24 protein-coding genes are annotated in these 23,760 nt (G+C 59.5%); 20 read left to right on the plus strand and 4 right to left on the minus strand.

Annotated features, from left to right (window positions below):
• Positions 1-116 precede the first annotated feature (116 nt).
• The 5 genes from cysM (at position 117) to C4K39_RS16885 (ending at position 6,160) form a co-directional block, all read left to right on the plus strand.
• Positions 117-1,019 carry a cysteine synthase CysM gene (gene cysM / locus C4K39_RS16865; protein ID WP_068587579.1) on the plus strand — a complete coding sequence of 301 codons (903 nt, stop codon included), beginning with the start codon at positions 117-119 and terminating at the stop codon, positions 1,017-1,019.
• Entirely contained in the window at positions 1,019-2,371 is a 1,353-nt protein-coding gene (gene rlmD / locus C4K39_RS16870) for a 23S rRNA (uracil(1939)-C(5))-methyltransferase RlmD (protein WP_124347033.1), read from the plus strand. The genes cysM and rlmD overlap by 1 nt, the downstream gene beginning before the upstream one ends.
• Positions 2,372-2,493: 122 nt before the next feature.
• The gene (gene relA, locus C4K39_RS16875) at positions 2,494-4,737 is read left to right on the plus strand and encodes a GTP diphosphokinase (protein WP_068587512.1); all 2,244 of its coding nucleotides are present in this window, start codon (positions 2,494-2,496) and stop codon (positions 4,735-4,737) included.
• 23 nt (positions 4,738-4,760) lie between these two features.
• Positions 4,761-5,594 carry a nucleoside triphosphate pyrophosphohydrolase gene (gene mazG / locus C4K39_RS16880; protein WP_068587510.1) on the plus strand — a complete coding sequence of 278 codons (834 nt, stop codon included), beginning with the start codon at positions 4,761-4,763 and terminating at the stop codon, positions 5,592-5,594.
• A 26-nt stretch (positions 5,595-5,620) separates the two neighbouring features.
• Positions 5,621-6,160, plus strand: a complete 540-nt coding sequence (locus tag C4K39_RS16885; RefSeq protein ID WP_068587508.1) for a DUF2058 domain-containing protein — start codon at positions 5,621-5,623, stop codon at positions 6,158-6,160.
• Positions 6,161-6,256: 96 nt separating this feature from the next.
• Here C4K39_RS16885 and C4K39_RS16890 read toward each other — a convergent pair whose 3' ends face one another.
• The 4 genes from C4K39_RS16890 to purM form a co-directional block, all read right to left on the minus strand.
• A complete protein-coding gene (locus tag C4K39_RS16890; RefSeq protein ID WP_083236070.1) occupies positions 6,257-6,445 on the minus strand; it encodes a hypothetical protein in 189 nt (62 codons plus the stop codon).
• 286 nt (positions 6,446-6,731) lie between these two features.
• Positions 6,732-7,445, minus strand: coding sequence for a DUF3108 domain-containing protein (locus C4K39_RS16895; RefSeq protein WP_068587505.1), 714 nt, complete (start codon positions 7,443-7,445; stop codon positions 6,732-6,734).
• A gap of 8 nt (positions 7,446-7,453) precedes the next feature.
• Entirely contained in the window at positions 7,454-8,104 is a 651-nt protein-coding gene (purN, locus tag C4K39_RS16900; RefSeq protein WP_124348368.1) for a phosphoribosylglycinamide formyltransferase, read from the minus strand.
• Positions 8,105-8,115: 11 nt separating this feature from the next.
• A complete protein-coding gene (gene purM / locus C4K39_RS16905; RefSeq protein WP_124347034.1) occupies positions 8,116-9,174 on the minus strand; it encodes a phosphoribosylformylglycinamidine cyclo-ligase in 1,059 nt (352 codons plus the stop codon).
• Between the two features lie 369 nt (positions 9,175-9,543).
• Between purM and C4K39_RS16910 the strand changes: the two genes are divergently transcribed.
• The 15 genes from C4K39_RS16910 to atpE all read left to right on the plus strand — a co-directional run bounded on the left by C4K39_RS16910 (position 9,544) and on the right by atpE (position 23,740).
• A complete protein-coding gene (locus tag C4K39_RS16910) occupies positions 9,544-10,587 on the plus strand; it encodes a DUF2066 domain-containing protein (protein ID WP_068587501.1) in 1,044 nt (347 codons plus the stop codon).
• A 37-nt stretch (positions 10,588-10,624) separates the two neighbouring features.
• Positions 10,625-11,698 carry an AI-2E family transporter gene (locus C4K39_RS16915; protein WP_068587498.1) on the plus strand — a complete coding sequence of 358 codons (1,074 nt, stop codon included), beginning with the start codon at positions 10,625-10,627 and terminating at the stop codon, positions 11,696-11,698.
• 195 nt (positions 11,699-11,893) lie between these two features.
• Complete coding sequence (gene hda / locus C4K39_RS16920; protein WP_068587496.1) at positions 11,894-12,598, plus strand: DnaA regulatory inactivator Hda; 705 nt, start codon at positions 11,894-11,896, stop codon at positions 12,596-12,598.
• Positions 12,599-13,087: 489 nt separating this feature from the next.
• A complete protein-coding gene (rpmH, locus tag C4K39_RS16925; protein WP_003213577.1) occupies positions 13,088-13,222 on the plus strand; it encodes a 50S ribosomal protein L34 in 135 nt (44 codons plus the stop codon).
• A gap of 16 nt (positions 13,223-13,238) precedes the next feature.
• Positions 13,239-13,640 carry a ribonuclease P protein component gene (gene rnpA / locus C4K39_RS16930; protein ID WP_217884182.1) on the plus strand — a complete coding sequence of 134 codons (402 nt, stop codon included), beginning with the start codon at positions 13,239-13,241 and terminating at the stop codon, positions 13,638-13,640.
• A complete protein-coding gene (gene yidD / locus C4K39_RS16935) occupies positions 13,633-13,878 on the plus strand; it encodes a membrane protein insertion efficiency factor YidD (RefSeq protein ID WP_083235628.1) in 246 nt (81 codons plus the stop codon). The genes rnpA and yidD overlap by 8 nt, the downstream gene beginning before the upstream one ends.
• A gap of 2 nt (positions 13,879-13,880) precedes the next feature.
• Positions 13,881-15,581, plus strand: a complete 1,701-nt coding sequence (gene yidC / locus C4K39_RS16940; protein WP_068576586.1) for a membrane protein insertase YidC — start codon at positions 13,881-13,883, stop codon at positions 15,579-15,581.
• A 79-nt stretch (positions 15,582-15,660) separates the two neighbouring features.
• Complete coding sequence (gene mnmE / locus C4K39_RS16945; RefSeq protein WP_124347036.1) at positions 15,661-17,031, plus strand: tRNA uridine-5-carboxymethylaminomethyl(34) synthesis GTPase MnmE; 1,371 nt, start codon at positions 15,661-15,663, stop codon at positions 17,029-17,031.
• 642 nt (positions 17,032-17,673) lie between these two features.
• Positions 17,674-19,566, plus strand: a complete 1,893-nt coding sequence (gene mnmG, locus C4K39_RS16950) for a tRNA uridine-5-carboxymethylaminomethyl(34) synthesis enzyme MnmG (RefSeq protein ID WP_068576582.1) — start codon at positions 17,674-17,676, stop codon at positions 19,564-19,566.
• Positions 19,563-20,207, plus strand: coding sequence for a 16S rRNA (guanine(527)-N(7))-methyltransferase RsmG (gene rsmG / locus C4K39_RS16955; RefSeq protein WP_068576580.1), 645 nt, complete (start codon positions 19,563-19,565; stop codon positions 20,205-20,207). Before mnmG ends, rsmG begins: the two co-directional genes overlap by 4 nt.
• 18 nt (positions 20,208-20,225) lie before the next feature.
• Positions 20,226-21,023 carry a ParA family protein gene (locus C4K39_RS16960; protein ID WP_068576579.1) on the plus strand — a complete coding sequence of 266 codons (798 nt, stop codon included), beginning with the start codon at positions 20,226-20,228 and terminating at the stop codon, positions 21,021-21,023.
• 9 nt (positions 21,024-21,032) lie between these two features.
• Complete coding sequence (locus C4K39_RS16965; RefSeq protein ID WP_068576577.1) at positions 21,033-21,905, plus strand: ParB/RepB/Spo0J family partition protein; 873 nt, start codon at positions 21,033-21,035, stop codon at positions 21,903-21,905.
• 148 nt (positions 21,906-22,053) lie between these two features.
• A complete protein-coding gene (locus tag C4K39_RS16970; RefSeq protein ID WP_016964883.1) occupies positions 22,054-22,461 on the plus strand; it encodes a F0F1 ATP synthase subunit I in 408 nt (135 codons plus the stop codon).
• A gap of 16 nt (positions 22,462-22,477) precedes the next feature.
• The gene (gene atpB / locus C4K39_RS16975; protein WP_053137789.1) at positions 22,478-23,350 is read left to right on the plus strand and encodes a F0F1 ATP synthase subunit A; all 873 of its coding nucleotides are present in this window, start codon (positions 22,478-22,480) and stop codon (positions 23,348-23,350) included.
• A gap of 132 nt (positions 23,351-23,482) precedes the next feature.
• A complete protein-coding gene (gene atpE, locus C4K39_RS16980; protein WP_002555987.1) occupies positions 23,483-23,740 on the plus strand; it encodes a F0F1 ATP synthase subunit C in 258 nt (85 codons plus the stop codon).
• Positions 23,741-23,760 lie beyond the last annotated feature (20 nt).

Genomic DNA, 23,760 nt, shown 5'->3' on the forward strand with positions numbered 1-23,760 from the left:
GCCAGCCGCTTGGGGGCTTATGCGAATTAGCCATAAGGCCCTCACTTTGCGTGATATGGCGCCGGGAGGTTTGCCGGTATGATAGGCGCCCCCGCAGTCTGGATTGCGAATACGCCATGACCTTGCAATACCCAACCATCGCCGATTGCGTCGGCAACACTCCGCTGGTTCGTTTGCAGCGCCTGCCTGGCGCCACCAGCAATACCCTGCTGCTCAAGCTTGAGGGCAACAACCCGGCGGGTTCGGTCAAGGACCGCCCGGCACTGTCGATGATTACCCGTGCCGAGTTGCGCGGGCAGATCCAGTCCGGCGACACGCTGATCGAGGCGACCTCGGGCAATACCGGTATCGCCCTGGCCATGGCTGCGGCGATCAAGGGCTACAAGATGATCCTGATCATGCCCGACAACTCCAGTGCCGAACGCAAGGCGGCGATGACTGCCTATGGTGCCGAGCTGATCCTGGTCAGCCAGGAAGAAGGCATGGAAGGCGCCCGTGACCTGGCCGAGCGGATGCAGGCCGAAGGGCGTGGCAAGGTCCTCGACCAGTTCGCCAATGGCGACAATCCCGAGGCCCACTACACAGGGACCGGCCCGGAGATCTGGCGCCAGACCCAGGGCAGCATCACCCACTTCATCAGCTCCATGGGCACCACCGGTACCATCATGGGGACTTCGCGCTACCTGAAGGAGCAGAACCCCCAGGTACAGATCGTCGGCCTGCAGCCGATGGAGGGCGCCGCCATTCCCGGTATTCGCCGCTGGCCCGAGGAGTACCTGCCGAAGATCTACCAGGCCAGCCGCGTCGATCGGATCGTCGATATGGCCCAGCGTGAGGCCGAGGACGTGACCCGGCGCCTGGCTCGCGAAGAAGGCATCTTCTGCGGCGTATCGTCCGGCGGTGCGGTGGCGGCGATGCTGCGCTTGTCCCGTGAGGTGGAAAACGCGGTCATGGTCGCGATCATCTGTGACCGTGGCGATCGTTACCTGTCGACCGGCATTTTCGATGCTCCCAACTGATGGCTAAGCACGAGAGAGGCCTGCGCTTCCAGCCAGCGGGCGGCACCCGCGCGCCACAGGTGCCGGTGGGCAAGAAACAGCGCCTGACCATCCAGCGCCTGGCCAATGACGGTCGTGGCATTGCATTCGTCGAGGGCCGCACCTGGTTCGTCAATGGCGCCCTGGCTGGCGAAGAGGTCGAGGCACGAGTCCTGGGCGCCCATGGCAAGGTGGTAGAGGCCCGGGCCGAGCGGATCTTCAATGCCAGCGAATTGCGTCGCCCTGCGGCCTGTGCCCACGCCGGTCGCTGTGGCGGTTGCAGCGTCCAGCATTTGCCCCACATTGAGCAGCTTGCCCTGAAACAGCGCATGCTCGCCGAGCAGTTGTCCAAGGTGGCGGGTGTCGAGCCCGAGGCCTGGGCCGCGCCCCTGAGCGGGCCGGAGTTCGGCTATCGGCGCCGGGCCCGTGTGGCGGTGCGCTGGGATGCCAGGGGCAAGCAGCTTGAAGTCGGTTTCCGTGCAGCCGGCAGCCAGGATATCGTCGCCATCGACGACTGCCCGGTGCTGGTACAGGCCTTGCAACCGATCATGAGCCGTTTGCCGGCCATGTTACGGCGCTTGAGCAAGCCTCAGGCGCTGGGCCATGTCGAGTTGTTCAGCGGTTCGGCCCTGGCCGTGTTGCTGCGGCATATGGCGCCGTTGTCCGAAGCCGACCTGGGGATTCTCAAGGACTTCTGCGATTTCCATCAGGCGCAGTTGTGGCTGCACGGTGAAGGCGAGCCGGAGCCATTCGATGCGTCCCAGACCCTGGGCTTTCGCCTGGAGTCGTGGGGCCTGCACCTGGCTTACCGGCCGGGGGATTTCGTTCAGGTCAATGCCGGGGTCAACGAAGCCATGGTGGCCCAGGCCCTGGAATGGCTGGCTCCGCAAGCCGGTGAGCGGGTGCTGGATCTGTTTTGCGGTCTGGGAAATTTTGCCTTGCCGCTGGCCCGGCAGGCTCGGGAAGTGGTTGCCGTGGAAGGCGTGGCGACCATGGTGGCGCGAGCGGCAGAGAATGCCGCCAGCAATAATTTGCATAACACCCGCTTTTTTCAAGCCGATTTATCCCAGCCTCTGAGTGCTGCCGAGTGGGTCGGTGAGGGGTTTTCTGCGGTACTCTTGGACCCACCCCGCGATGGTGCTTTCGAGGTGGTTCGCAAGCTTGCGGACTTGGGCGCCAAACGGTTGGTGTATGTGTCATGCAATCCGGCAACTTTGGCTCGTGACACGGTCGAACTGACCAGGCAGGGCTACAGGTTAAAACGTGCCGGGATTCTCGATATGTTTCCTCAAACGGCGCATGTCGAGGCCATGGCGTTATTCGAAGCGAGCTAGGATGGCTTGTCTAATCCGACTGGTCCTCAAGGCCTGGCTCGCTGGCCCTGCGAGCAAGGCCTGAGCGTTGAAGGTCAGCGATTTGACGTACTGAATGTGCGTCGTAGGGAAGGTAAAGCAAGATGGTACAGGTGAGAGCGCACCAGCCGGTCAACACCGATGGCAGTATCAATCTCGAGGCGTGGCTCGATCATACGGTCAGCGTCGACATGGCACTGGACCGTGAAGCGTTGAAAGAGGCCTGCGAGTTCGCTCGTGAGGCCGAGCAGCAATACATCACGACGAAGAGTCTCGGCACCGAGGATGCATCGTGTTTCAGCACGGGCCTGGAGATCGCCGAGATTCTCGCCGATCTCAAGCTGGACCAGGATTCGCTGGTCGCCGCGGTGCTGTACCGTGGGGTCCGTGAAGGGCAGATCCCGCTGGCGGCGGTCAGCCAGCGCTTCGGTCCGGTGGTGGCCAAGCTGATCGACGGTGTGCAGCGCATGGCGGCGATCACCGCCAGCCTCAGCCCTCGGCAGTCCCTGGTGCTGGGTACCCAGACCCAGGTTGAAAACCTGCGCAAGATGCTGGTGGCCATGGTCGACGACGTGCGCGTGGCCTTGATCAAGCTGGCCGAGCGCACATGCGCGATCCGGGCGGTGAAGGGCGCAGATGAAGAGAAGCGCAACCGGGTCGCGAGGGAAGTCTTCGACATCTACGCGCCCCTGGCCCACCGCCTGGGTATCGGGCACATCAAGTGGGAGCTGGAGGACCTGTCCTTCCGTTACCTGGAGCCCGAGCAGTACAAGCAGATCGCCAAGCTGCTGCACGAGCGGCGCCTGGATCGCGAGCGCTTCATTGCGGATGTGATGAGCCAGTTGCAGAGCGAGTTGCAGGCTACCGGGGTCAACGCCGATATCAGCGGCCGGGCCAAGCACATCTATTCCATCTGGCGCAAAATGCAGCGCAAGGGCCTGGAGTTCAGCCAGATCTACGACGTGCGCGCCGTGCGGGTCCTGGTGCCGGAAATGCGCGACTGCTACACCGCGTTGGGCATCGTCCACACCCTTTGGCGACATATCCCCAAGGAATTCGACGACTACATCGCCAACCCCAAGGAAAACGGCTACCGCTCGTTGCATACCGCGGTAATCGGTCCCGAGGGCAAGGTGCTGGAGGTGCAGATTCGCACCCATGCGATGCATGAGGAGGCGGAGCTGGGCGTCTGCGCCCATTGGCGCTACAAGGGTACCGACGTCAAGTCCGGTTCCAACCATTACGAAGAGAAGATCTCCTGGTTGCGCCAGGTGCTGGAGTGGCACGAGGAACTGGGAGACATCGGCGGCCTGGCCGAGCAGTTGCGGGTGGATATCGAGCCGGACCGGGTGTACATCTTCACTCCCGACGGCCATGCCATCGACCTGCCCAAGGGCGCCACGCCGCTGGACTTCGCCTACCGGGTGCATACCGAGATCGGCCACAACTGCCGGGGCGCGAAGATCAACGGTCGGATCGTGCCCCTCAACTACAGCCTGCAGACTGGCGAGCAGGTTGAGATCATCACCAGCAAGCATGGCACTCCGAGCCGCGACTGGCTGAACCCGAACCTGGGCTACGTCACCACGTCCCGGGCACGGGCAAAGATCGTCCATTGGTTCAAACTGCAGGCTCGCGACCAGAACGTTGCCGCAGGCCGGAGCCTGCTGGAGCGCGAGCTGAATCGCCTCGACCTGCCGCAGGTCGATTTCGACAAGTTGGCCGATAAGGCCAACATGAAGATCGCCGAAGATATGTTCGCAGCCCTCGGTGCCGGTGATTTGCGCCTGGCGCAATTGGTCAACCTGGCCCAGCAGCTGGTAGAGCCCGAGCGCGGCAATGAGCAGTTGGAGCTGATTCCACGCAAGGCAACCGGTTACAAGCCGGGCAAGCGCGGCGACATCCAGATCCAGGGCGTGGGCAACCTGATGACCCAGATGGCCGGTTGCTGCCAGCCGCTGCCGGGGGATGCCATCGTCGGTTACATCACCCAGGGCCGTGGTGTCAGCATCCATCGCCAGGATTGCGCGTCGGTGCTGCAGCTGGCGGGTCGCGAACCCGAGCGGATCATCCAGGTCAGTTGGGGGCCGGTGCCGGTGCTGACCTATCCGGTGGATATCATCATCCGCGCCTATGATCGTTCCGGCCTGCTGCGTGATGTGTCCCAGGTGCTGCTCAACGAGCGGATCAACGTGCTGGCAGTCAACACCCGCTCGAACAAGGAGGACAACACGGCGTTGATGTCCCTGACCATCGAGATCCCGGGGCTGGACGCGTTGGGGCGTTTGCTGGGACGTATCTCGCAGTTGCCGAACATCATCGAGACCCGGCGTAACCGGACTCCATGACAGCCCAGGACATGAACGACCCCATGTATAGCCTTGACGACCTGCTTCACTTGATGGCCCGCCTGCGCGACCCGCAATACGGCTGCCCCTGGGACCTCAAGCAGAGCTACGCCAGTATCGTTCCCCACACTCTGGAGGAGGCCTATGAAGTGGCCGATGCCATCGAGCGTCGCGACTTCGATCATCTGCCAGGTGAGTTGGGGGACTTGCTGTTCCAGGTGGTGTACTACAGCCAGTTGGCCAGGGAGGAGGGGCGTTTCGAATTCGCGTCGGTGGTGGATGGCATCACCCGCAAGTTGATTCGCCGCCATCCCCATGTGTTCCCGACTGGGGACCTCTATGCGCCGCTGGATCTGCCTCGGCTCGATGAGGAACAGGTCAAGGAGCGTTGGGAGCAGATCAAGGCCGAAGAGCGTGCCGAGAAGGCCAGCGTGCCACAGCAGCTGTCGTTGCTGGATGACGTGCCCATGGCCTTGCCGGCCCTGTCCCGCGCGGCCAAATTGCAAAAGCGTGCGGCCCAGGTTGGTTTCGACTGGCCTGAAGCCTTGCAGGTCGTGGACAAGGTTCGCGAGGAACTGGACGAGGTGCTGGAGGCCATGGCCGACAACGACATGCCCGCCATCACCGACGAGATGGGCGACCTGCTGTTTGTCGTGGTCAATTTGGCCCGGCACCTAAAGGTTGACCCGGAAGCCGCCCTGCGTGGCGCCAATGCCAAGTTCGACCGGCGTTTTCGATTTATCGAGCAGGCATTGCGCGATACCGGTCGTCCCATGGAAGATTGCACCCTTGAAGAGTTGGACGCCCTGTGGGGCGAAGCCAAGCGCCAGGAAAAGAATTTGCCCAGCTGCGGCTGAGGCCGTAGCCCAAGTGAGTGAGTACCATGAGCCTTTCCCTTCGCGACCAGTTGCTCAAAGCAGGACTGGTCAACCAAAAGCAGGCCAAGCAGGTCGGCAAGGACAAGCAGAAGCAGCAGCGCCTGGCCCACAAAGGCCAGGCGGTGCTTGACGACTCCCAGCAACGTGCGGCCCAGGAAGCCATGGCCGAGAAGGTCAAGCGCGACCAGGAGCTCAACCGCCAGCAGCAGGAGAAGGCCGAGCAGAAAGCCCGTGCAGCACAGATCAAGCAGTTGATCGAGGTTTCGCGCCTGCCCAAGCTGAACACCGAGGACTACTACAACTTCGTCGATGACAAGAAGGTCAAGCGCCTGTCGGTGAATACCCTGATGCGTAACAAGCTCAGCAGCGGTTCCCTGGCCATCGTTCATCATGGCGGTGGCTATGAAGTGATCCCCCGTGAGGCGGCATTGAAGATCCAGGAGCGCGATCCCCGTCGTATCGTGCAGATGAATACCCCTACCGAGGCGCCGGACGAAGACGATCCGTACGCGGCCTACCAGATCCCTGATGACCTGATGTGGTAACTGGCCACAGACGACAAACCCCGCTCATGGCGGGGTTTGTCGTTCATGGAGGTGGGGACCGGCGTGGAGATCCGTCACTACCAGGTGAGCCTTGACTCAGGAGCTCTGCAGAGCGCGCTGTTGTTCAAGCTTTTCCAGTTCCGCCTTGTAGCTATGGGCATCGCTCTCGGAATGGAACATGCCTACCAGTATGTCTTGTTGATGCACATCCCAGATGCGCACGCCTGCGGCTACGCCTTCATGGGACATGTGTGAATCGTCGCGTTCAGTCACTTTTACAGTCATCTGCTAGCTCCAATCTCTGTTGATCTGCAGCAAGGCATGTGCAGGACTCTGTTATATATTTTGTTAGCTTGCTAAGTAAATTGCCTGGGTTTGCAATAAACCTTTGCAAAAACGAAAACAATGCTGCAGCCCGCGAAAGCCGTGGCATTTCGCCGCAGGGCGGAAAGTTTCATGACAAAAGTTTCATCTTCGCGATCTTGCATCGCCATTTCGGGGGGAGGGCGAACGGCCAGATTTCGGGCAAAAAAAAGCCCCGCGTCTAGCGGGGCTTCGTGTAGCTATCGGCTCAGCTGCCCTTGACGGTCTTGCCGTCGACGGTGCCGTTGAGGAGCATGATGTTGTACTCCTTGCCGTCGGTTTCCACCTGCTGCAGACGCACTAGCAGGTAATCCCAATCCTTGGCGAACCACATCACGGTGGTGCGCTTGCTTTGTGTCGGATCGCGTACGCGCTCGACCTTGATCGCGTCGATCTGGCCGGCCTTGGTGTCGACCTTTTCCGAGCCCAGCACGCGGAAGTCGTAGGTGTCGACGTCGTTACCATCGACCACTTGGTAGCTCATGGTCTTCTTGCCGGCCGCTACGTCATGCTGCAGGGCCAGCTGGTAGGTGGACTTGTCCACCATGCCGGTGTTCAGTGGCAGTTTTACCGCGTCGCCACGATCGCTACCGGTGACCATCTTCGCGGTCCAGTCGAAATCCAGATCGGATTTCTTGGCCTTGCCCAGGCCGCCGCGTTCGAAGTGATAGGACTGGGGAACCAGGGCGTCCTTTTCCAGGGTCAAGGTGCTTTCTTCAGTCAGGCTGGCGATCATCATCGACGCCTTGAAGCTGAGTTTCCAAGCGCCGTTGGCGGTTTTTTCCAGGCTGCGTTCAGCTGTGCCGCTCATGGGCAATTGCTTCCAGTCGGCGGTGTAGCTGGCGGAGAATGGGTGAAGATCTGCCGCCTGCACAACCGGCAGGGCGAACAGAGCACAAGCGAAGAGCAGGGCGCGACGCATAAAATCTCCTAGGTTCGAATCAAATAACCGCTGGCGGCCAGTAATTTGCCGTCCAGTAAAGCACCTTGGTCGCCGAGCGTCAGCCGACCCTCGGCAAACCAGCGTACTGCCATGGGGTAAATCCGGTGTTCCTGAACGTGTACTCGCTGCGCCAGGCTCTGGGGCGAGTCGTGCAACTCTACCGGGATCACAGCCTGTACGACCAGAGGCCCGCCATCGAGTTCCTCGGTGACGAAGTGCACGCTGCAGCCATGTTCCGTGTCCTTGGCCTCCAGCGCCCGCTGATGAGTATGTAACCCTTTGTATTTGGGGAGCAGCGAAGGGTGGATATTCAGCAGGCGGCCTTGGTAGTGGCGGACGAAACCGGCGCTGAGGATGCGCATGAATCCGGCCAGCACCACCAGTCTTGGCTGGAAGGTGTCGATCAGTTCGATCAGGGCTTGATCGAAGGCCTCGCGGCCTTCGAAGGTGGTGTGATCGAGGAAGCGGGTAGCGATGCCCGCTTCCTTGGCGCGCTGGAGGCCGTAGGCATCGGCGCGGTTGGATATCACGGCAGCGATGCGGGCCGGGTTGTCGCCGGTCCGCAGGTTGTCGATCAAGGCTTGCAGGTTACTGCCGGTGCCGGACAGCAGCACCACAACATCACAGGTCGGCGACATCCGCTCTTGCATCAGTGAGCCTTGAGGTTCTTCAGTTCAACCTGGGCTGCGCCCTCGGCGGCAGTGGCGATCTGGCCGATGACCCAGGGTTGTTCGCCAGCTTCGCGCAGCACTTGCAGGGCGTTGTCGACCTGGTCCTGGGCTACGCAGATGACCATGCCCACGCCGCAGTTCAGTACGCGATGCATTTCATGTTCGTCGACGTTGCCCTTTTCCTGCAGGAAGTCGAACACCGCCGGACGCTGCCAGCTGGCCACATCGACCACCGCCTGGGCGCCTTTTGGCAGCACGCGCGGGATATTGTCCAGCAGGCCGCCGCCGGTGATGTGGGCCATGGCCTTGACTGCGCCGGTCTGCTTGATCAGCTTGAGCAGTGGCTTGACGTAGATGCGGGTCGGGGCCATCAGCAGGTCGGCCAGTGGCTTGCCGTCGAGCTGGGTGTTGTCGATGTCGGTGCCGGACACTTCGAGGATCTTGCGGATCAGCGAGTAGCCGTTGGAGTGCGGGCCGGAGGAAGGCAGGGCGATCAGGGCGTCGCCGGTGACCACTTTCGAGCCGTCGATGATCTCGGCTTTTTCCACCACGCCGACGCAGAAACCGGCCAGGTCATAGTCCTCGCCTTCGTACATGCCAGGCATCTCGGCGGTTTCACCGCCCACCAGCGAGCAGCCAGCCAGTTCGCAACCGGCGCCGATGCCGGTGACTACGGTAGCGGCCACATCGACGTTGAGCTTGCCGGTGGCGTAGTAGTCCAGGAAGAACAAGGGCTCGGCACCGCAGACCACCAGGTCGTTGACGCACATGGCGACCAGGTCCTGGCCGATGCTGTCGTGCTTGTTCAGGTTCAGCGCCAGGCGCAGCTTGGTGCCGACGCCGTCGGTGCCGGAGACCAGCACTGGCTGCTTGTAGCCGGCCGGGATCTCGCAGAGGGCGCCGAAGCCGCCCAGGCCACCCATGACTTCAGGGCGTGCGGTGCGCTTGGCTACGCCCTTGATGCGTTCGACCAGTGCTTCGCCGGCGTCGATGTCTACACCGGCGTCTTTGTAGCTCAGGGAGGGTTGCTTGCTCATTGATCCAGGCCTTTAAGGGGATTCAGGGATATCGACCGAATCAATGAGACCGCTGATGCACTGTAAAAGTGATTCAGGGGCCCCGCTGATGGCGGTCTGCGAAGGCGCGCGATTTTATCAGGCTTGAGGGGCAGCGGCCATCCTCGGGCCGACGGGGAGGAGCATATCCCGCGAAAAAAACCGCGATTGCCCATGTTGGTGCTTCCGCCCATGCCTGTATAAGGTATAGCGCTCTAGTGGCTATCGTTATGACAGCGCGAAAAACAATCGAGCGGCAGGTGAATGTTTTGCCGAGGCTTGTGGTCACAGCCTTGTCCGCCGTACTGCATGCGTGCTGTTTCAACCGTTTTCTGTCATCGAGAATTTTCCATGCGTTTGGGTCGATTTCTATTTGTGGGCTGTTTGTCATTGGTCAGCCTGGCCAGTCATGCCGAAACCTTGAATGGCCTGTATCAGGTGCGTGAGCCTGTGAGCAGCCAATCGCCACAGGAGCGCGACCAGGCGACCCAGCGGGCCCTGGAGACCCTGGTGCTGCGCCTGACCGGAGATGCCAAGGCGGCACAGGCGCCGGGCCTGGAAGGGGTTCGCAAGGACCCGCAGCAGATTATCAGCCAGTACGGTTATGACGCCGGGCCACCGGAAAGCCTGCAGGTGGACTTCGATCCGGTCAGCACTGACCGGGCCTTGCGCCAGGCTGGATTGTCGCTGTGGGGGAGTAACCGTCCGTCCATCCTCGGTTGGTGGTTGAGTGACTCTACCGAAGGCTCGACCCTGGTCGGTGATGGCCAGGCCAGCGCGGCACCGCTGCGACGAGCCGCCCAGCATCGCGGCTTGCCTTTGCGTTTGCCGCTGGGGGACCTGGACGAACAGATCGTGGCCACTGCGCCCAACTTGGAGGGCTCCGATCCGGCACCGCTGCGCGCGGCCTCGGAGCGTTACGGTGCGGATGCGTTGCTGGCGGTACATGCCCGTGAAGAGGGAGGGCAGTGGCAGGCCAAGTGGCGACTGTGGTTGGGTGAGCAGAAGGAACAGGGAACTGTCCAGGGCGCGGATACCGCGGCCCTGGCCGATGCAGTGCTGTTGGCCGTGAGCCAGCGCCTGGCGCCACGTTTCGTTACCCGTCCAGGTGTTTCCAGTGAGCAACTGCTTGAGGTGCAGGGCATGAATCTTGAGCATTACGCTGCCTTGGGCCACCTGTTGGAGCCTTTTGGCGCGCAATTGCGTAGCGTCGATGGTGATCGGATCGTCTATCGGGTCAATGGCAGTGCCGAGCAGCTACGGGCGCAGTTATCCCTGGCCAAGTTGCAAGAGATTCCTGCCGAGCAGGCGCAGGCAGCGCCTGTGCCGGGTGCCGTGGGTGAGGCGCCGGTCGCTGCCCCGGGCTCTGTGGCGCAACTGCGCTTTCGTTGGTAGCGGGTGTTTTCCTTCTATATAGAAGCAGGGGTGCTTTATGGTTGATGCCCGTCGTTGGGTCTGGTTGGGTGCGGCGCTTCTGGTTTGTGGGTTCTTCTACCTGCTGCATCCGATCCTGAGCCCGTTCCTGGTGGCGCTGCTTTTGGCCTATCTGTTCGATCCGCTGGTGGATCGCCTGGAAAAATGGGGCTTGTCGCGTACCTGGGGGGTGGTCGCGGTCTTCGCCTTGTTCATCCTGATCGTGATGACGTTGCTGTTGGTCCTGGTTCCCATGCTCGCCAAGCAGTTGGTGCGGCTCTATGAGTTGGCCCCGCAGATGCTCGACTGGGTGCAGCACACTGCGATGCCCTGGGTCCAGTCCAGGTTGGGGCTGGCCGATGGTTTCTGGAAGTTCGACAAGGTCAAGGCCGCGATCAGCGAACATATGGGGCAGACCACCGATATCGTCGGCGTGGTGCTGAGCCAGGCCACGGCTTCGGGGTTGGCGCTGATAGGCTGGTTGGCCAACCTGGTGCTGATCCCGGTGGTCGGTTTCTATCTGTTGCGTGACTGGGACCTGATGATGGCCAAGATCCGCAGCTTGTTGCCGCGTAATCGTGAGGAGCGCGTGGTGGCGTTGGCGGGAGAGTGCCACGAAGTGCTGGGGGCCTTTATCCGTGGGCAGCTGCTGGTGATGCTGGCGTTGGGGGGGATCTACGCAGCGGGGTTGATGGTGGTAGGGCTGGAGCTGGGCCTGTTGATCGGGCTGATTGCCGGGCTTGCGGCCATCGTGCCGTATATGGGGTTCATCATCGGCATCGGTTCGGCCTTGATTGCCGGTCTGTTCCAGTTTGGCGGCGACCTGTACCCGATGATCGGTATTGTTGCGGTGTTCATGGTGGGCCAGGCCCTGGAGGGCATGGTCCTGACCCCCCTGCTGGTTGGCGATCGCATAGGCCTGCATCCGGTGGCGGTGATTTTCGCGATTCTTGCCGGTGGAGAGCTGTTCGGCTTTACCGGTGTATTGCTGGCCTTGCCTGTGGCGGCGGTGATCATGGTTTTGGTACGCCATGTGCACGACCTGTACAAGGACTCGGATATCTACAGTGGCGCAGAAGATCCCGACCTGTAGTGGGGGTGGGCGGGGGCTTGAGCATGGGTTGGATACCATCCAGTCTGTCAAATAAGCCCCTGGAGTCCTTTTGGTTCACGCAAACCTTTGATTTTGCTTGTGGTCTGCTGCATTGTGCGCTCGGCGTCACGAGTATAAACTTTGCAAACTTTACACTGAGGCCACTAACGGTTCGTTCGGAACTGTTCAGTCAGCATGAAACCGATTCAGCTGCCCCTGGGTGTGCGTCTGCGTGATGACGCCACCTTCATCAACTACTATCCAGGCGCCAATGCCGCTGCACTCGGCTATGTCGAGCGTCTTTGCGAAGCCGACGCCGGCTGGACCGAAAGCCTGATTTATCTCTGGGGCAAGGATGGCGTGGGTCGTACCCACTTGCTGCAGGCAGCCTGCCTGCGCTTCGAGCAGTTGGGGGAGCCTGCGGTATACCTGCCGCTGGCCGAGTTGCTGGATCGTGGTATCGAGATTCTCGATCACCTGGAGCAATATGAGCTGGTGTGCCTGGATGATCTGCAGGCCGTGGCTGGCAAGGCTGACTGGGAAGAGGCGCTGTTTCACCTGTTCAATCGTTTGCGTGACAGCGGTCGGCGCTTGCTGATCGCAGCGTCGACCTCTCCGCGTGAATTGCCTGTGAAACTGGCGGACCTGAAATCACGCCTGACCCTGGCGTTGATCTTCCAGATGCGTCCGCTTTCGGATGAAGACAAGTTGCGTGCCCTGCAGTTGCGCGCCTCCAGGCGGGGCCTGCACCTGACCGACGAAGTCGGGCACTTTATCCTGACGCGTGGTACCCGCAGCATGAGTGCGTTGTTCGAGTTGCTCGAGCGTCTCGACCAGGCTTCCTTGCAGGCGCAGCGCAAGCTGACCATTCCGTTCCTGAAGGAAACCCTGGGCTGGTAAGTAGCGTGCCTCCAGGAGGCTAAGAATCAATGCCTTACCTTGGATAAACACGACCAGCGGTATGTGCATAAGCTCTGTGGATAACCCCACTTGAGCTCTTTGCACAACCCGAGGCAAAACCCGGTGGATAAATCGCCTGTGGATAACATCACTTTCCGCACACAGCTTTTCCGCACTCGCAGCACAGGCAGAGCACGGCTTCTCAACCGTGTTGTCATTCTCTGTACAGTACGGAATTAAAGGGCTTAAGGTAGTTATCCACAGAAGGGTGGGGCCCTAGTCTTTATAAGCTTTACAGAAAAGCTTTAAATACTTTCCTTCTCTATTTTTATATCTGGCTGCATGTCCTTCACAAGCCTGGATCCCGACATACATAGACAAAGGAAAAGCTGGTTGGAAATTGACCTAGAGGCTTGCTTTCTCTAGAATCGCCGATCTCTTAAAACGGGGGCCATTCCGGCCCGTTGTGGACGAACCAGGTAACACGACATGAAACGTACTTTCCAACCAAGCACTATCAAACGCGCTCGTACCCACGGTTTCCGTGCTCGCATGGCTACCAAGAACGGTCGTGCCGTCCTGTCGCGTCGTCGCGCCAAAGGTCGTGCGCGTCTGGCAGTTTGATAATCCGGCACTGGAGGTGAGTCAGGACTTCAGTCGGGAAAAGCGTCTGCTTACACCCCGGCACTTCAAGGCAGTCTTTGACTCCCCTACCGGCAAGGTTCCGGGGAAGAATCTCCTGCTCCTTGCTCGCGACAACGATCTCGATCATCCCCGTCTAGGGCTTGTGATCGGGAAAAAGAGCGTCAAGCTCTCTGTTGAGCGAAATCGTCTTAAACGCCTAATGCGCGAATCGTTTCGCCTTCACCAGGACTCGCTGGTTGGGTGGGATATCGTTATCGTCGCGCGCAAAGGTTTGGGCGATGTAGAAAACCCTGAATTAATCCAGCATTTCGGTAAGCTCTGGAAACGCCTGGCGCGCAGTAAGCCAGCACCAGCAGTAAAATCCGAAACTGTAGGGGTAGACAGTCCCGATGCGTAAACTGGCCCTCGTTCCGATCCAGTTTTACCGCTATGCCATTAGTCCTCTGATGGCCGATCACTGTCGTTTTCACCCCAGCTGTTCCTGCTACGCGTTGGAAGCCATCGAAACTCATGGCCTTCTGCGTGGTGGCTGGCTGACCTTTCGTCGTTTAGGTCGCTGTCATCCGTGGAATCCCGGTGGTTACGACCCGGTTCCACCTATCCCTACCTCCCGCTCTTCTTCGATGGCCGAGTAATCATGGATATCAAACGCACGATCCTGATCGTCGCCCTGGCAATCGTGTCCTACGTCATGGTTCTGAAATGGAACCAGGATTATGGCCAAGCTGCCTTGCCGACTCAGAATGTTGCTTCCAGCACGACCACTCCGGGCTTGCCCGACACGCCAACCGGCACTCCAGCTGCCAATGACGACATTCCACGCGCGACCAGCGATACCGCTGCTCCTGCGGAAGTGCCAGTGGCCGCAAGCAAGGATCTCATCGAGATCAAAACGGATGTGCTCGACCTGGCTGTCGATCCACAAGGTGGGGATATCGCGCAACTGCGCCTGCCACTGTATCCACGTCGCCAAGACCACCCGGAAATTCCTTTCCAGCTGTTCGATAACGGCAACGAGCGGACTTACCTGGCACAAAGCGGCTTGATCGGCAGCAGTGGCCCCGATGCCAATCCGGCTGGCCGCCCTGTCTACTCTGCAGAAAAGAAAAGTTATCAACTGGCTGATGGTCAGGATCAACTGGTCGTCGACCTCAAATTCAGCAAGGACGGGGTCAACTACATCAAGCGCTTTACCCTCAAGCGCGGCCTGTATGACATCACCGTTACCTACCTGATCGATAACGAAAGCGCCCAACCCTGGACTGGTGCGATGTTCGCCCAGCTCAAGCGTGATGCCAGCTCCGATCCATCCTCCAGCACCGCCACCGGTACCGCGACTTACCTGGGCGCCGCCCTGTGGACAAGTTCCGAGCCGTACAAGAAAGTGTCCATGAAGGACATGGACAAGGTAAACGAGGACAAGAGCAAGGCCCCGATCACTGAAAGTGTTCAAGGTGGCTGGGTTGCCTGGCTGCAACACTACTTCGTGACCGCCTGGATTCCGCCAAAAGGTGAGAACAACCAGGTTCTGGCACGCAAGGACAGCAAAGGTAACTACATCATTGGCTACACCGGCCCTTCGATGACCGTTGCTCCAGGCGCCAAGGCTGAAACCAGTGCCATTCTGTACGCCGGTCCGAAAAGCCAGGCCGTGCTGAAAGAGTTGTCCCCAGGCCTGGAACTGACTGTGGACTACGGCTTCCTGTGGTTCATCGCCCAACCGATCTTCTGGCTGCTGCAACATATCCACAGCCTGGTTGGTAACTGGGGCTGGTCGATCATTTTCCTGACCATGCTGATCAAGGGGATCTTCTTCCCACTGTCGGCAGCCAGCTACAAGTCCATGGCACGCATGCGTGCAGTGGCTCCAAAACTGGCTGCGCTGAAGGAAAAATTCGGTGACGATCGCCAGAAAATGTCCCAGGCGATGATGGAGCTGTACAAGAAAGAGAAGATCAATCCATTGGGCGGCTGCTTGCCGATCCTGGTGCAGATGCCGGTCTTCCTGTCCTTGTACTGGGTACTCCTGGAGAGCGTGGAAATGCGCCAGGCTCCGTTCATGCTGTGGATTACCGACCTGTCGATCAAGGATCCGTTCTTCATCCTGCCGATCATCATGGGCGCCACCATGTTCATCCAGCAGCAGCTGAACCCGACTCCGCCGGATCCGATGCAGGCCAAGGTGATGAAGATGATGCCAATCATCTTCACCTTCTTCTTCCTGTGGTTCCCAGCGGGCCTGGTGCTGTACTGGGTAGTGAACAACTGCCTGTCGATCGCACAACAGTGGTACATCACTCGTAAGATCGAAGCTGCTACCAAGAAAGCAGCTGCCTGACCTACTCTGTGGATAACCACACAAGACGCCCCCTAGAGGGGCGTTTTGCTATCTGTCACTTTTGTCTGGATGTCGGGTTATGAATGTCCCTCGTGAAACCATCGCCGCTATAGCCACTGCCCAAGGTCGCGGTGGCGTGGGCATCGTAAGGATTTCCGGTCCCCTCGCTGCGGTGGCCGCCAAGGCCATCAGCGGCCGGGAACTCAAGCCGCGATTTGCTCATTACGGGCCATTTCTCAATGCCCAGGGAGACGTGCTGGACGAAGGCATCGCCTTGTATTTTCCAGGCCCCAATTCCTTCACCGGTGAAGATGTGCTGGAGCTGCAAGGGCACGGTGGGCCTGTCGTCCTCGATATGCTGCTGCAGCGCTGCCTGGAACTGGGCTGCCGCCTGGCCAGGCCCGGAGAATTCAGTGAGCGCGCCTTTCTCAACGACAAGCTCGATCTGGCCCAGGCCGAAGCCATCGCCGACCTGATCGAAGCCAGTTCCGCACAGGCTGCACGCAATGCCTTGCGCTCGCTGCAGGGGGCGTTTTCCCAGCGTGTGCATCACCTCACCGAACAGCTGATCGCCTTGCGTATCTATGTCGAGGCCGCGATCGATTTTCCCGAGGAAGAAATCGACTTCCTCGCCGATGGCCACGTATTGAGCATGCTCGATGGGGTTCGTAACGAATTGTCCACAGTGCTACGCGAAGCGGGTCAGGGCGCCTTGCTCCGTGACGGTATGACGGTGGTGATCGCCGGGCGACCTAACGCAGGCAAATCCAGCCTGCTCAATGCATTGGCAGGACGCGAAGCCGCCATCGTCACCGATATCGCTGGCACCACCCGGGATATCCTGCGGGAACATATCCACATCGATGGCATGCCACTGCATGTGGTGGATACCGCCGGTCTTCGGGACACCGAGGACCAGGTAGAGAAAATCGGTGTCGAACGCGCACTCAAGGCAATCGGCGAGGCGGATCGAGTGCTGTTGGTGGTCGATGCCACCGCCAGCGAAGCTTCTGACCCCTTTGCCTTGTGGCCGGAGTTTCTCGAACAGCGGCCGGATCCCGCCAAGGTCACTCTGATTCGCAACAAGGCCGACCTGAGCGGTGAACCCATCGTCCTGGAAACCTGTGACGATGGCCATGTCACCATCAGCCTCAGCGCCATGGCCGCTGGGCCAGGCCTGGAGTTGCTTCGCGAGCATCTCAAGGCGTGCATGGGTTATGAGCAAACGTCCGAGAGCAGCTTTAGCGCCCGGCGCCGGCACCTGGAGGCGTTACGCTACGCCAGTGCCGCCCTCGAGCACGGGCGGGACCAATTGACCCTGGCCGGTGCGGGCGAACTGTTGGCAGAAGACCTGCGACAAGCCCAGCAATTCCTCGGTGAAATCACCGGCGCATTCAGTTCCGATGACCTTCTAGGACGTATCTTCTCCAGCTTCTGTATCGGCAAATAAGCCCATACCACCTTCCCCCGGCTTTCAGTGCTGGGAGTTCGCGCCTGTGGACAAGGCTCTTGGGAGCATTGCCTGCAGGCGTTTTCCTTTCTTGTGCATATCGCAGGCTTCTCTGTAAGCGGGCCTGCTTTCATTCATTCGCGGGCTAATCCTGGATCCAGGCGAAAACTTTTGCCTGGCGGGTAGTCGCATCTTCACCGTTCACCTGCTGGAACAACCTCCATCTGTGGATTAAGCCCTGTGAATAACTGCTCCTTAGCTCAGTTGATAACTAGCCTTCAAAGCTGAAGAGAACTAGCTCTGTGGATAACCACCTCATTCATCCACAGCTTTAAGCCGGTTATCCAAGGTGCTCAATGGCACCTAACCACAGAGTTTAAAACCTCTGTACATATTGAAAAATAAGGCTTGTAGATGTTTATCCACAGATAGGCTGCTGTATAAGAATAAACATAAAAACAAGGTTTTAATAAATTTCTCTCTTTTTAATTTCTATTGTCCGCCGGTCATCCACAGCTGGTTAAATTTTGTGCAAAGGGTTCTTTAGAAAGGTCGAAGTCCCTATACTTGCCGCCTTGGTCCAGAAACCAACCCAACAACCATTCCTAATTACTCCTACTTGAAGCAGGCACGAGGTGCGTGGTGGATTTCCCTTCCCGTTTTGAAGTGATCGTCATCGGCGGCGGTCATGCCGGTACCGAGGCAGCACTTGCATCAGCACGCATGGGGGCAAAGACCCTATTGCTGACGCATAACGTGGAAACCCTCGGAGCCATGAGCTGCAATCCCGCAATCGGCGGGATCGGCAAGAGCCATCTGGTCAAGGAAATCGACGCCCTGGGCGGCGCGATGGCCATGGCTACAGATAAAGGTGGTATCCAGTTCCGTGTATTGAACAGCCGTAAAGGCCCGGCAGTACGTGCGACTCGTGCCCAGGCCGACCGTATTCTGTACAAGGCCGCCGTTCGCGAGATTCTCGAGAACCAACCGAACCTGTGGATATTCCAGCAGGCTGCCGATGACCTGATCGTCGAGCAGGATCAGGTCCGTGGTGTGGTCACCCAGATGGGTCTGCGGTTCTTTGCCGACTCCGTGGTATTGACCACCGGGACCTTCCTCGGCGGACTTATCCACATCGGCCTGCAGAACTATTCCGGGGGCCGTGCCGGTGATCCGCCATCGATCGCCCTCGCACAACGCCTGCGGGAATTGCCACTGCGGGTCGGTCGCCTGAAAACCGGTACCCCGCCACGTATCGATGCCCGCTCCGTGGATTTCTCGGTAATGACCGAGCAACCTGGCGATACGCCAATCCCGGTGATGTCCTTCCTTGGCAACAAGGAACAACATCCACGCCAGATCAGTTGCTGGATTACCCACACCAACGCCCGTACTCACGAGATCATCGCCGCGAACCTCGATCGTTCGCCGATGTACTCCGGCGTCATCGAAGGCATTGGCCCGCGCTACTGCCCATCCATCGAAGACAAGATCCATCGCTTTGCCGACAAGGAAAGCCACCAGGTCTTCATCGAACCGGAAGGCCTGACCACCCACGAGCTGTACCCGAACGGGATATCCACATCTCTGCCGTTCGATGTGCAGCTGCAGATCGTCCAATCGATCCGTGGCATGGAAAACGCCCATATCGTGCGGCCGGGCTACGCCATCGAATACGACTATTTCGATCCGCGGGACTTGAAGTACAGCCTGGAAACCAAAGTCATTGGCGGTCTGTTCTTCGCTGGCCAGATCAATGGCACTACCGGTTACGAAGAAGCTGGTGCCCAAGGCCTGCTGGCCGGGGCCAACGCGGCATTGCGCGCCCAGGGCAAGGACAGTTGGTGCCCGCGTCGCGACGAAGCCTATATCGGGGTGTTGGTCGATGACCTGATTACCCTGGGCACCCAGGAACCGTATCGCATGTTCACTTCCCGGGCGGAGTACCGCCTGATCCTGCGTGAAGACAACGCCGACCTGCGCCTGACCGAAAAAGGTCGCGAGCTGGGGTTGGTGGATGACGTGCGCTGGGCTGCGTTCTGCAAGAAACGCGAGGGCATTGCCCTGGAAGAACAGCGCTTGAAGTCCACCTGGGTGCGTCCCGGGACCGAGCAGGGCGATGCGATTGCACAAAAATTCGGCACGCCGCTGACCCACGAATACAACCTGTTGAACCTGCTGAGCCGTCCGGAAATCGACTACGCTGGTCTGGTCGAAGTGACCGGGCAGGGCGCGGAAGATCCACAGGTCGCGGAACAGGTCGAGATCAAGACCAAGTACGCCGGCTACATCGATCGCCAGCAGGATGAAATCGCCCGCTTGCGTGCCAGCGAAGATACCAAGCTGCCTGTGGATATCGATTACGCGAGCATTTCCGGATTGTCGAAGGAGATCCAGAGCAAGCTCGGCGCGACCCGTCCGGAAACCCTGGGGCAGGCTTCACGAATTCCCGGTGTGACTCCGGCAGCCATTTCCCTGTTGATGATTCACTTGAAAAAACGCGGCGCTGGCCGTCAGTTGGAGCAAAGCGCTTGAGTTCACTGGTCACCTCGCAACACGCGGATGAGTTATCCACAGGCGCCCGCCAGCTCGGTGTCGAGTTGAGCCCGCTCCAGCACGAATCGCTGCTGGGCTACCTGGCGTTGTTGATCAAGTGGAACAAGGCCTACAACCTGACCGCAGTGCGCGATCCCGATGAGATGGTCTCGCGCCACTTGCTCGACAGCCTGAGCGTGATGTCCTTCATCGAAGACGGTCGCTGGCTGGATGTGGGGAGCGGTGGCGGGATGCCCGGGATCCCCCTGGCCATCCTGTTTCCCCAGTCGCAGGTCACTTGCCTGGACAGTAACGGCAAGAAGACCCGCTTCCTGACCCAGGTCAAACTCGAGCTCAAGCTGGATAACCTGCAAGTTATCCACAACCGAGTCGAAGCCTTCACCCCTGAGCAGCCGTTCAATGGAATCATTTCCCGGGCGTTCAGCAGCATGGAGAACTTCACCAGCTGGACCCGCCACCTCGGGGACAGCGATACACGCTGGCTGGCAATGAAGGGCGTCCATCCCTCTGATGAGCTGTTAGCATTGCCGGCAGACTTCCACCTCGATAGCGAACACGCCCTGGCCGTACCCGGTTGCCAAGGCCAACGCCATCTGCTGATACTGCGCCGCACGGCATGATTGGGAACACAAGCAAGAATGGCTAAGGTATTCGCGATAGCGAACCAGAAAGGTGGTGTGGGCAAGACCACCACCTGCATCAACCTCGCAGCATCCCTGGTGGCGACCAAGCGCCGGGTGCTGTTGATCGATCTTGATCCACAGGGCAACGCCACCATGGGTAGCGGTGTGGATAAACACAGCCTGGAAAACTCGGTCTACGACTTGCTGATCGGCGAGTGCGACCTGGCCCAGGCCATGCACTTCTCCGAACACGGCGGCTACCAGCTGTTGCCGGCCAACCGCGACCTGACCGCGGCGGAAGTGGTACTGCTGGAAATGCAGATGAAGGAAAGCCGGCTGCGCAGTGCCCTGGCCCCCATCCGCGAGAACTATGACTACATCCTGATCGACTGCCCGCCGTCGCTGTCGATGCTGACCCTCAATGCCCTGGTGGCCGCCGATGGGGTCATCATCCCCATGCAGTGCGAGTACTACGCACTGGAAGGTCTGAGCGACCTTGTGGATAACATCAAGCGCATTGGTGAGTTGCTCAATCCCGAGCTGAAGATCGAAGGCTTGCTACGCACGATGTTCGACCCGCGCTTGAGCCTGATGAACGATGTTTCCGCGCAGCTCAAGGAACACTTCGGCGACCAGCTGTACGACACCGTGATCCCGCGCAACATCCGCTTGGCCGAGGCGCCGAGCTACGGCATGCCGGCATTGGCGTACGACAAGCAATCCCGCGGCGCACTGGCCTACCTGGCCCTGGCTGGCGAGATGGTTCGCCGGCAACGTAAACAAGCGCGCATCGCAGCCGCCCAGCCAACTTAAGGAATCCCCATGGCCGTCAAGAAACGTGGTCTCGGACGTGGACTGGATGCACTGTTGAGTGGTCCGACTGTCACTGCCCTCGAAGAACAAGCCGCGCAGGTCGACCAGCGTGAACTGCAACACCTGCCACTGGACCTGATCCAGCGTGGCAAGTACCAGCCGCGCCGGGACATGGACCCGCAGGCCCTGGAAGAACTGGCCAACTCGATCAGGGCCCAGGGCGTTATGCAGCCCATCGTGGTCCGTCCCATCGGCGCCGGGCGTTTTGAAATCATCGCCGGCGAACGTCGCTGGCGCGCCAGCCAGCAGGCTGGCCAGGAAACCATCCCGGCCGTGGTCCGTGATGTTCCGGATGAAACCGCCATTGCCCTGGCGCTGATCGAGAACATCCAGCGCGAGGACCTCAACCCTATCGAGGAAGCCCTGGCCCTGCAGCGCCTGCAGCAGGAGTTCCAACTGACCCAGCAACAGGTTGCCGAGGCGGTGGGCAAGTCCCGCGTCAGCGTGGCCAACCTGCTGCGCCTGATCTCCTTGCCAGAGGTGATCAAGACCATGTTGTCCCATGGCGACCTGGAGATGGGGCATGCTCGCGCATTGCTCGGATTGCCGGAAAATCAACAAGTTGAAGGGGCGCGACACGTTGTCGCACGAGGTCTTACCGTACGCCAGACCGAGGCCTTGGTTCGCCAGTGGCTCAGTGGCAAGCAGGAGCCTGCTGAACCGGTCAAGCCGGACCCGGATATCGCTCGCCTCGAGCAACGTTTGGCCGAGCGCCTAGGCTCTGCGGTGCAGATTCGCCACGGCAAGAAGGGCAAGGGACAGTTGGTGATCGGCTACAACTCCCTGGATGAGCTGCAGGGCGTCCTCGCTCACATCCGTTGAAACATTTCCTTGTGTAGCGTGCAGTCGGAAATCACTACCCGGCAGTTGAATAGGGGCTGAACCGCCCCTATACTCTGCGCGCATTTTGTCGGCACAAATTATGCCAAGTCACAGAATTCTGGCAGCCGACCCTTGAGGAGCAAGAGTGATGGAAACCCGCACGCCAAACCGCCTGCCGTTCCATCGCTTGGCGGTTTTTCCGGTTCTACTGGCTCAGTTGGTCATTTTACTGATAGCCGCTCTGGCGCTATGGCAATGGCGTGGAGTCGTAGCCGGATATTCAGGCCTTTGCGGAGGACTGATAGCCTTGCTACCCAATGTGTATTTCGCTCACAGGGCATTTCGGTTTTCCGGAGCTCGAGCGGCCCAAGCCATCGTCCGGTCTTTTTATGCCGGTGAGGCGGGCAAATTGATTTTGACGGCAGTGCTGTTTGCATTGACGTTCGCAGGTGTGAAGCCATTGGCGCCGCTAGCTGTATTCGGTGTCTTCGTGCTGACCCAGCTGGTCAGCTGGTTCGCTCCCCTGCTAATGAGAACAAGACTTTCGAGACCTTAGGGCGTTTGAGGCAACCATGTCAGCAGAAACAACCGCTTCGGGCTATATCCAGCACCACTTGCAGAACCTGACCTTCGGTCAGCTACCCAATGGGAGCTGGGGCTTTGCCCACTCCGCAGCAGAAGCCAAGGAAATGGGCTTCTGGGCATTCCACGTCGATACCCTCGGCTGGTCTGTCGCACTGGGTGTGATCTTCATTCTTCTGTTCCGCATGGCGGCCAAGAAGGCGACTTCCGGAGTGCCGGGCGCTTTGCAGAACTTCGTTGAAGTCATGGTCGGCTTCGTCGATGGCAGCGTGAAGGACAGCTTCCACGGTCGTAGCCCGGTGATCGCGCCGTTGGCCCTGACCATCTTCGTCTGGGTGTTCCTGATGAACGCCATTGACCTGGTTCCTGTGGACTGGATCCCGCAATTGGCGATGCTGATTTCCGGCGACCCGCACATTCCATTCCGTGCCGTTTCCACCACTGACCCGAACGCTACCCTGGGCATGGCCCTGTCGGTGTTCGCGTTGATCATTTTCTACAGCATCAAGGTCAAGGGCATCGGCGGCTTCATCGGCGAACTGACCCTGCATCCGTTCGGTAGCAAGAACATCCTGGTCCAGGCTCTGCTGATCCCGGTGAACTTCCTGCTGGAATTCGTGACCCTGGTTGCCAAGCCAATCTCTCTGGCACTGCGTCTGTTCGGCAACATGTATGCCGGCGAGCTGGTGTTCATCCTGATCGCTGTGATGTTCGGCAGCGGCCTGCTGTGGCTCAGCGGCATGGGTGTGGTTCTGCAGTGGGCGTGGGCGGTGTTCCACATCCTGATCATCACTCTGCAGGCCTTTATCTTCATGATGCTGACCATCGTCTACCTGTCGATGGCTCACGAAGAGAATCATTAAGACCAGTCTCGACTAGTCTGATGTCCCTCTTGTTGCGGCAAGAGGGGCCCGTCTCGGGCACGATGAAACGATTTGTTTTACCGCTTTAATCTAAAAAACCTAAACCATACGACGTAAAAGTCGGGAGGAAAGATGGAAACTGTAGTTGGTCTAACCGCTATCGCTGTTGCACTGTTGATCGGCCTGGGCGCACTGGGTACCGCAATTGGTTTCGGCCTGCTGGGCGGCAAGTTCCTGGAAGGCGCTGCGCGTCAGCCAGAAATGGTTCCAATGCTGCAAGTTAAAATGTTCATCGTTGCCGGTCTGCTCGACGCCGTAACCATGATCGGTGTTGGTATCGCTCTGTTCTTCACCTTCGCAAACCCCTTCGTTGGTCAACTCGCTGGCTAATCACTCGAGTATTCGAGTTG

The organism is Pseudomonas sessilinigenes (genome assembly GCF_003850565.1).
Classification (GTDB): domain Bacteria; phylum Pseudomonadota; class Gammaproteobacteria; order Pseudomonadales; family Pseudomonadaceae; genus Aquipseudomonas; species Aquipseudomonas sessilinigenes.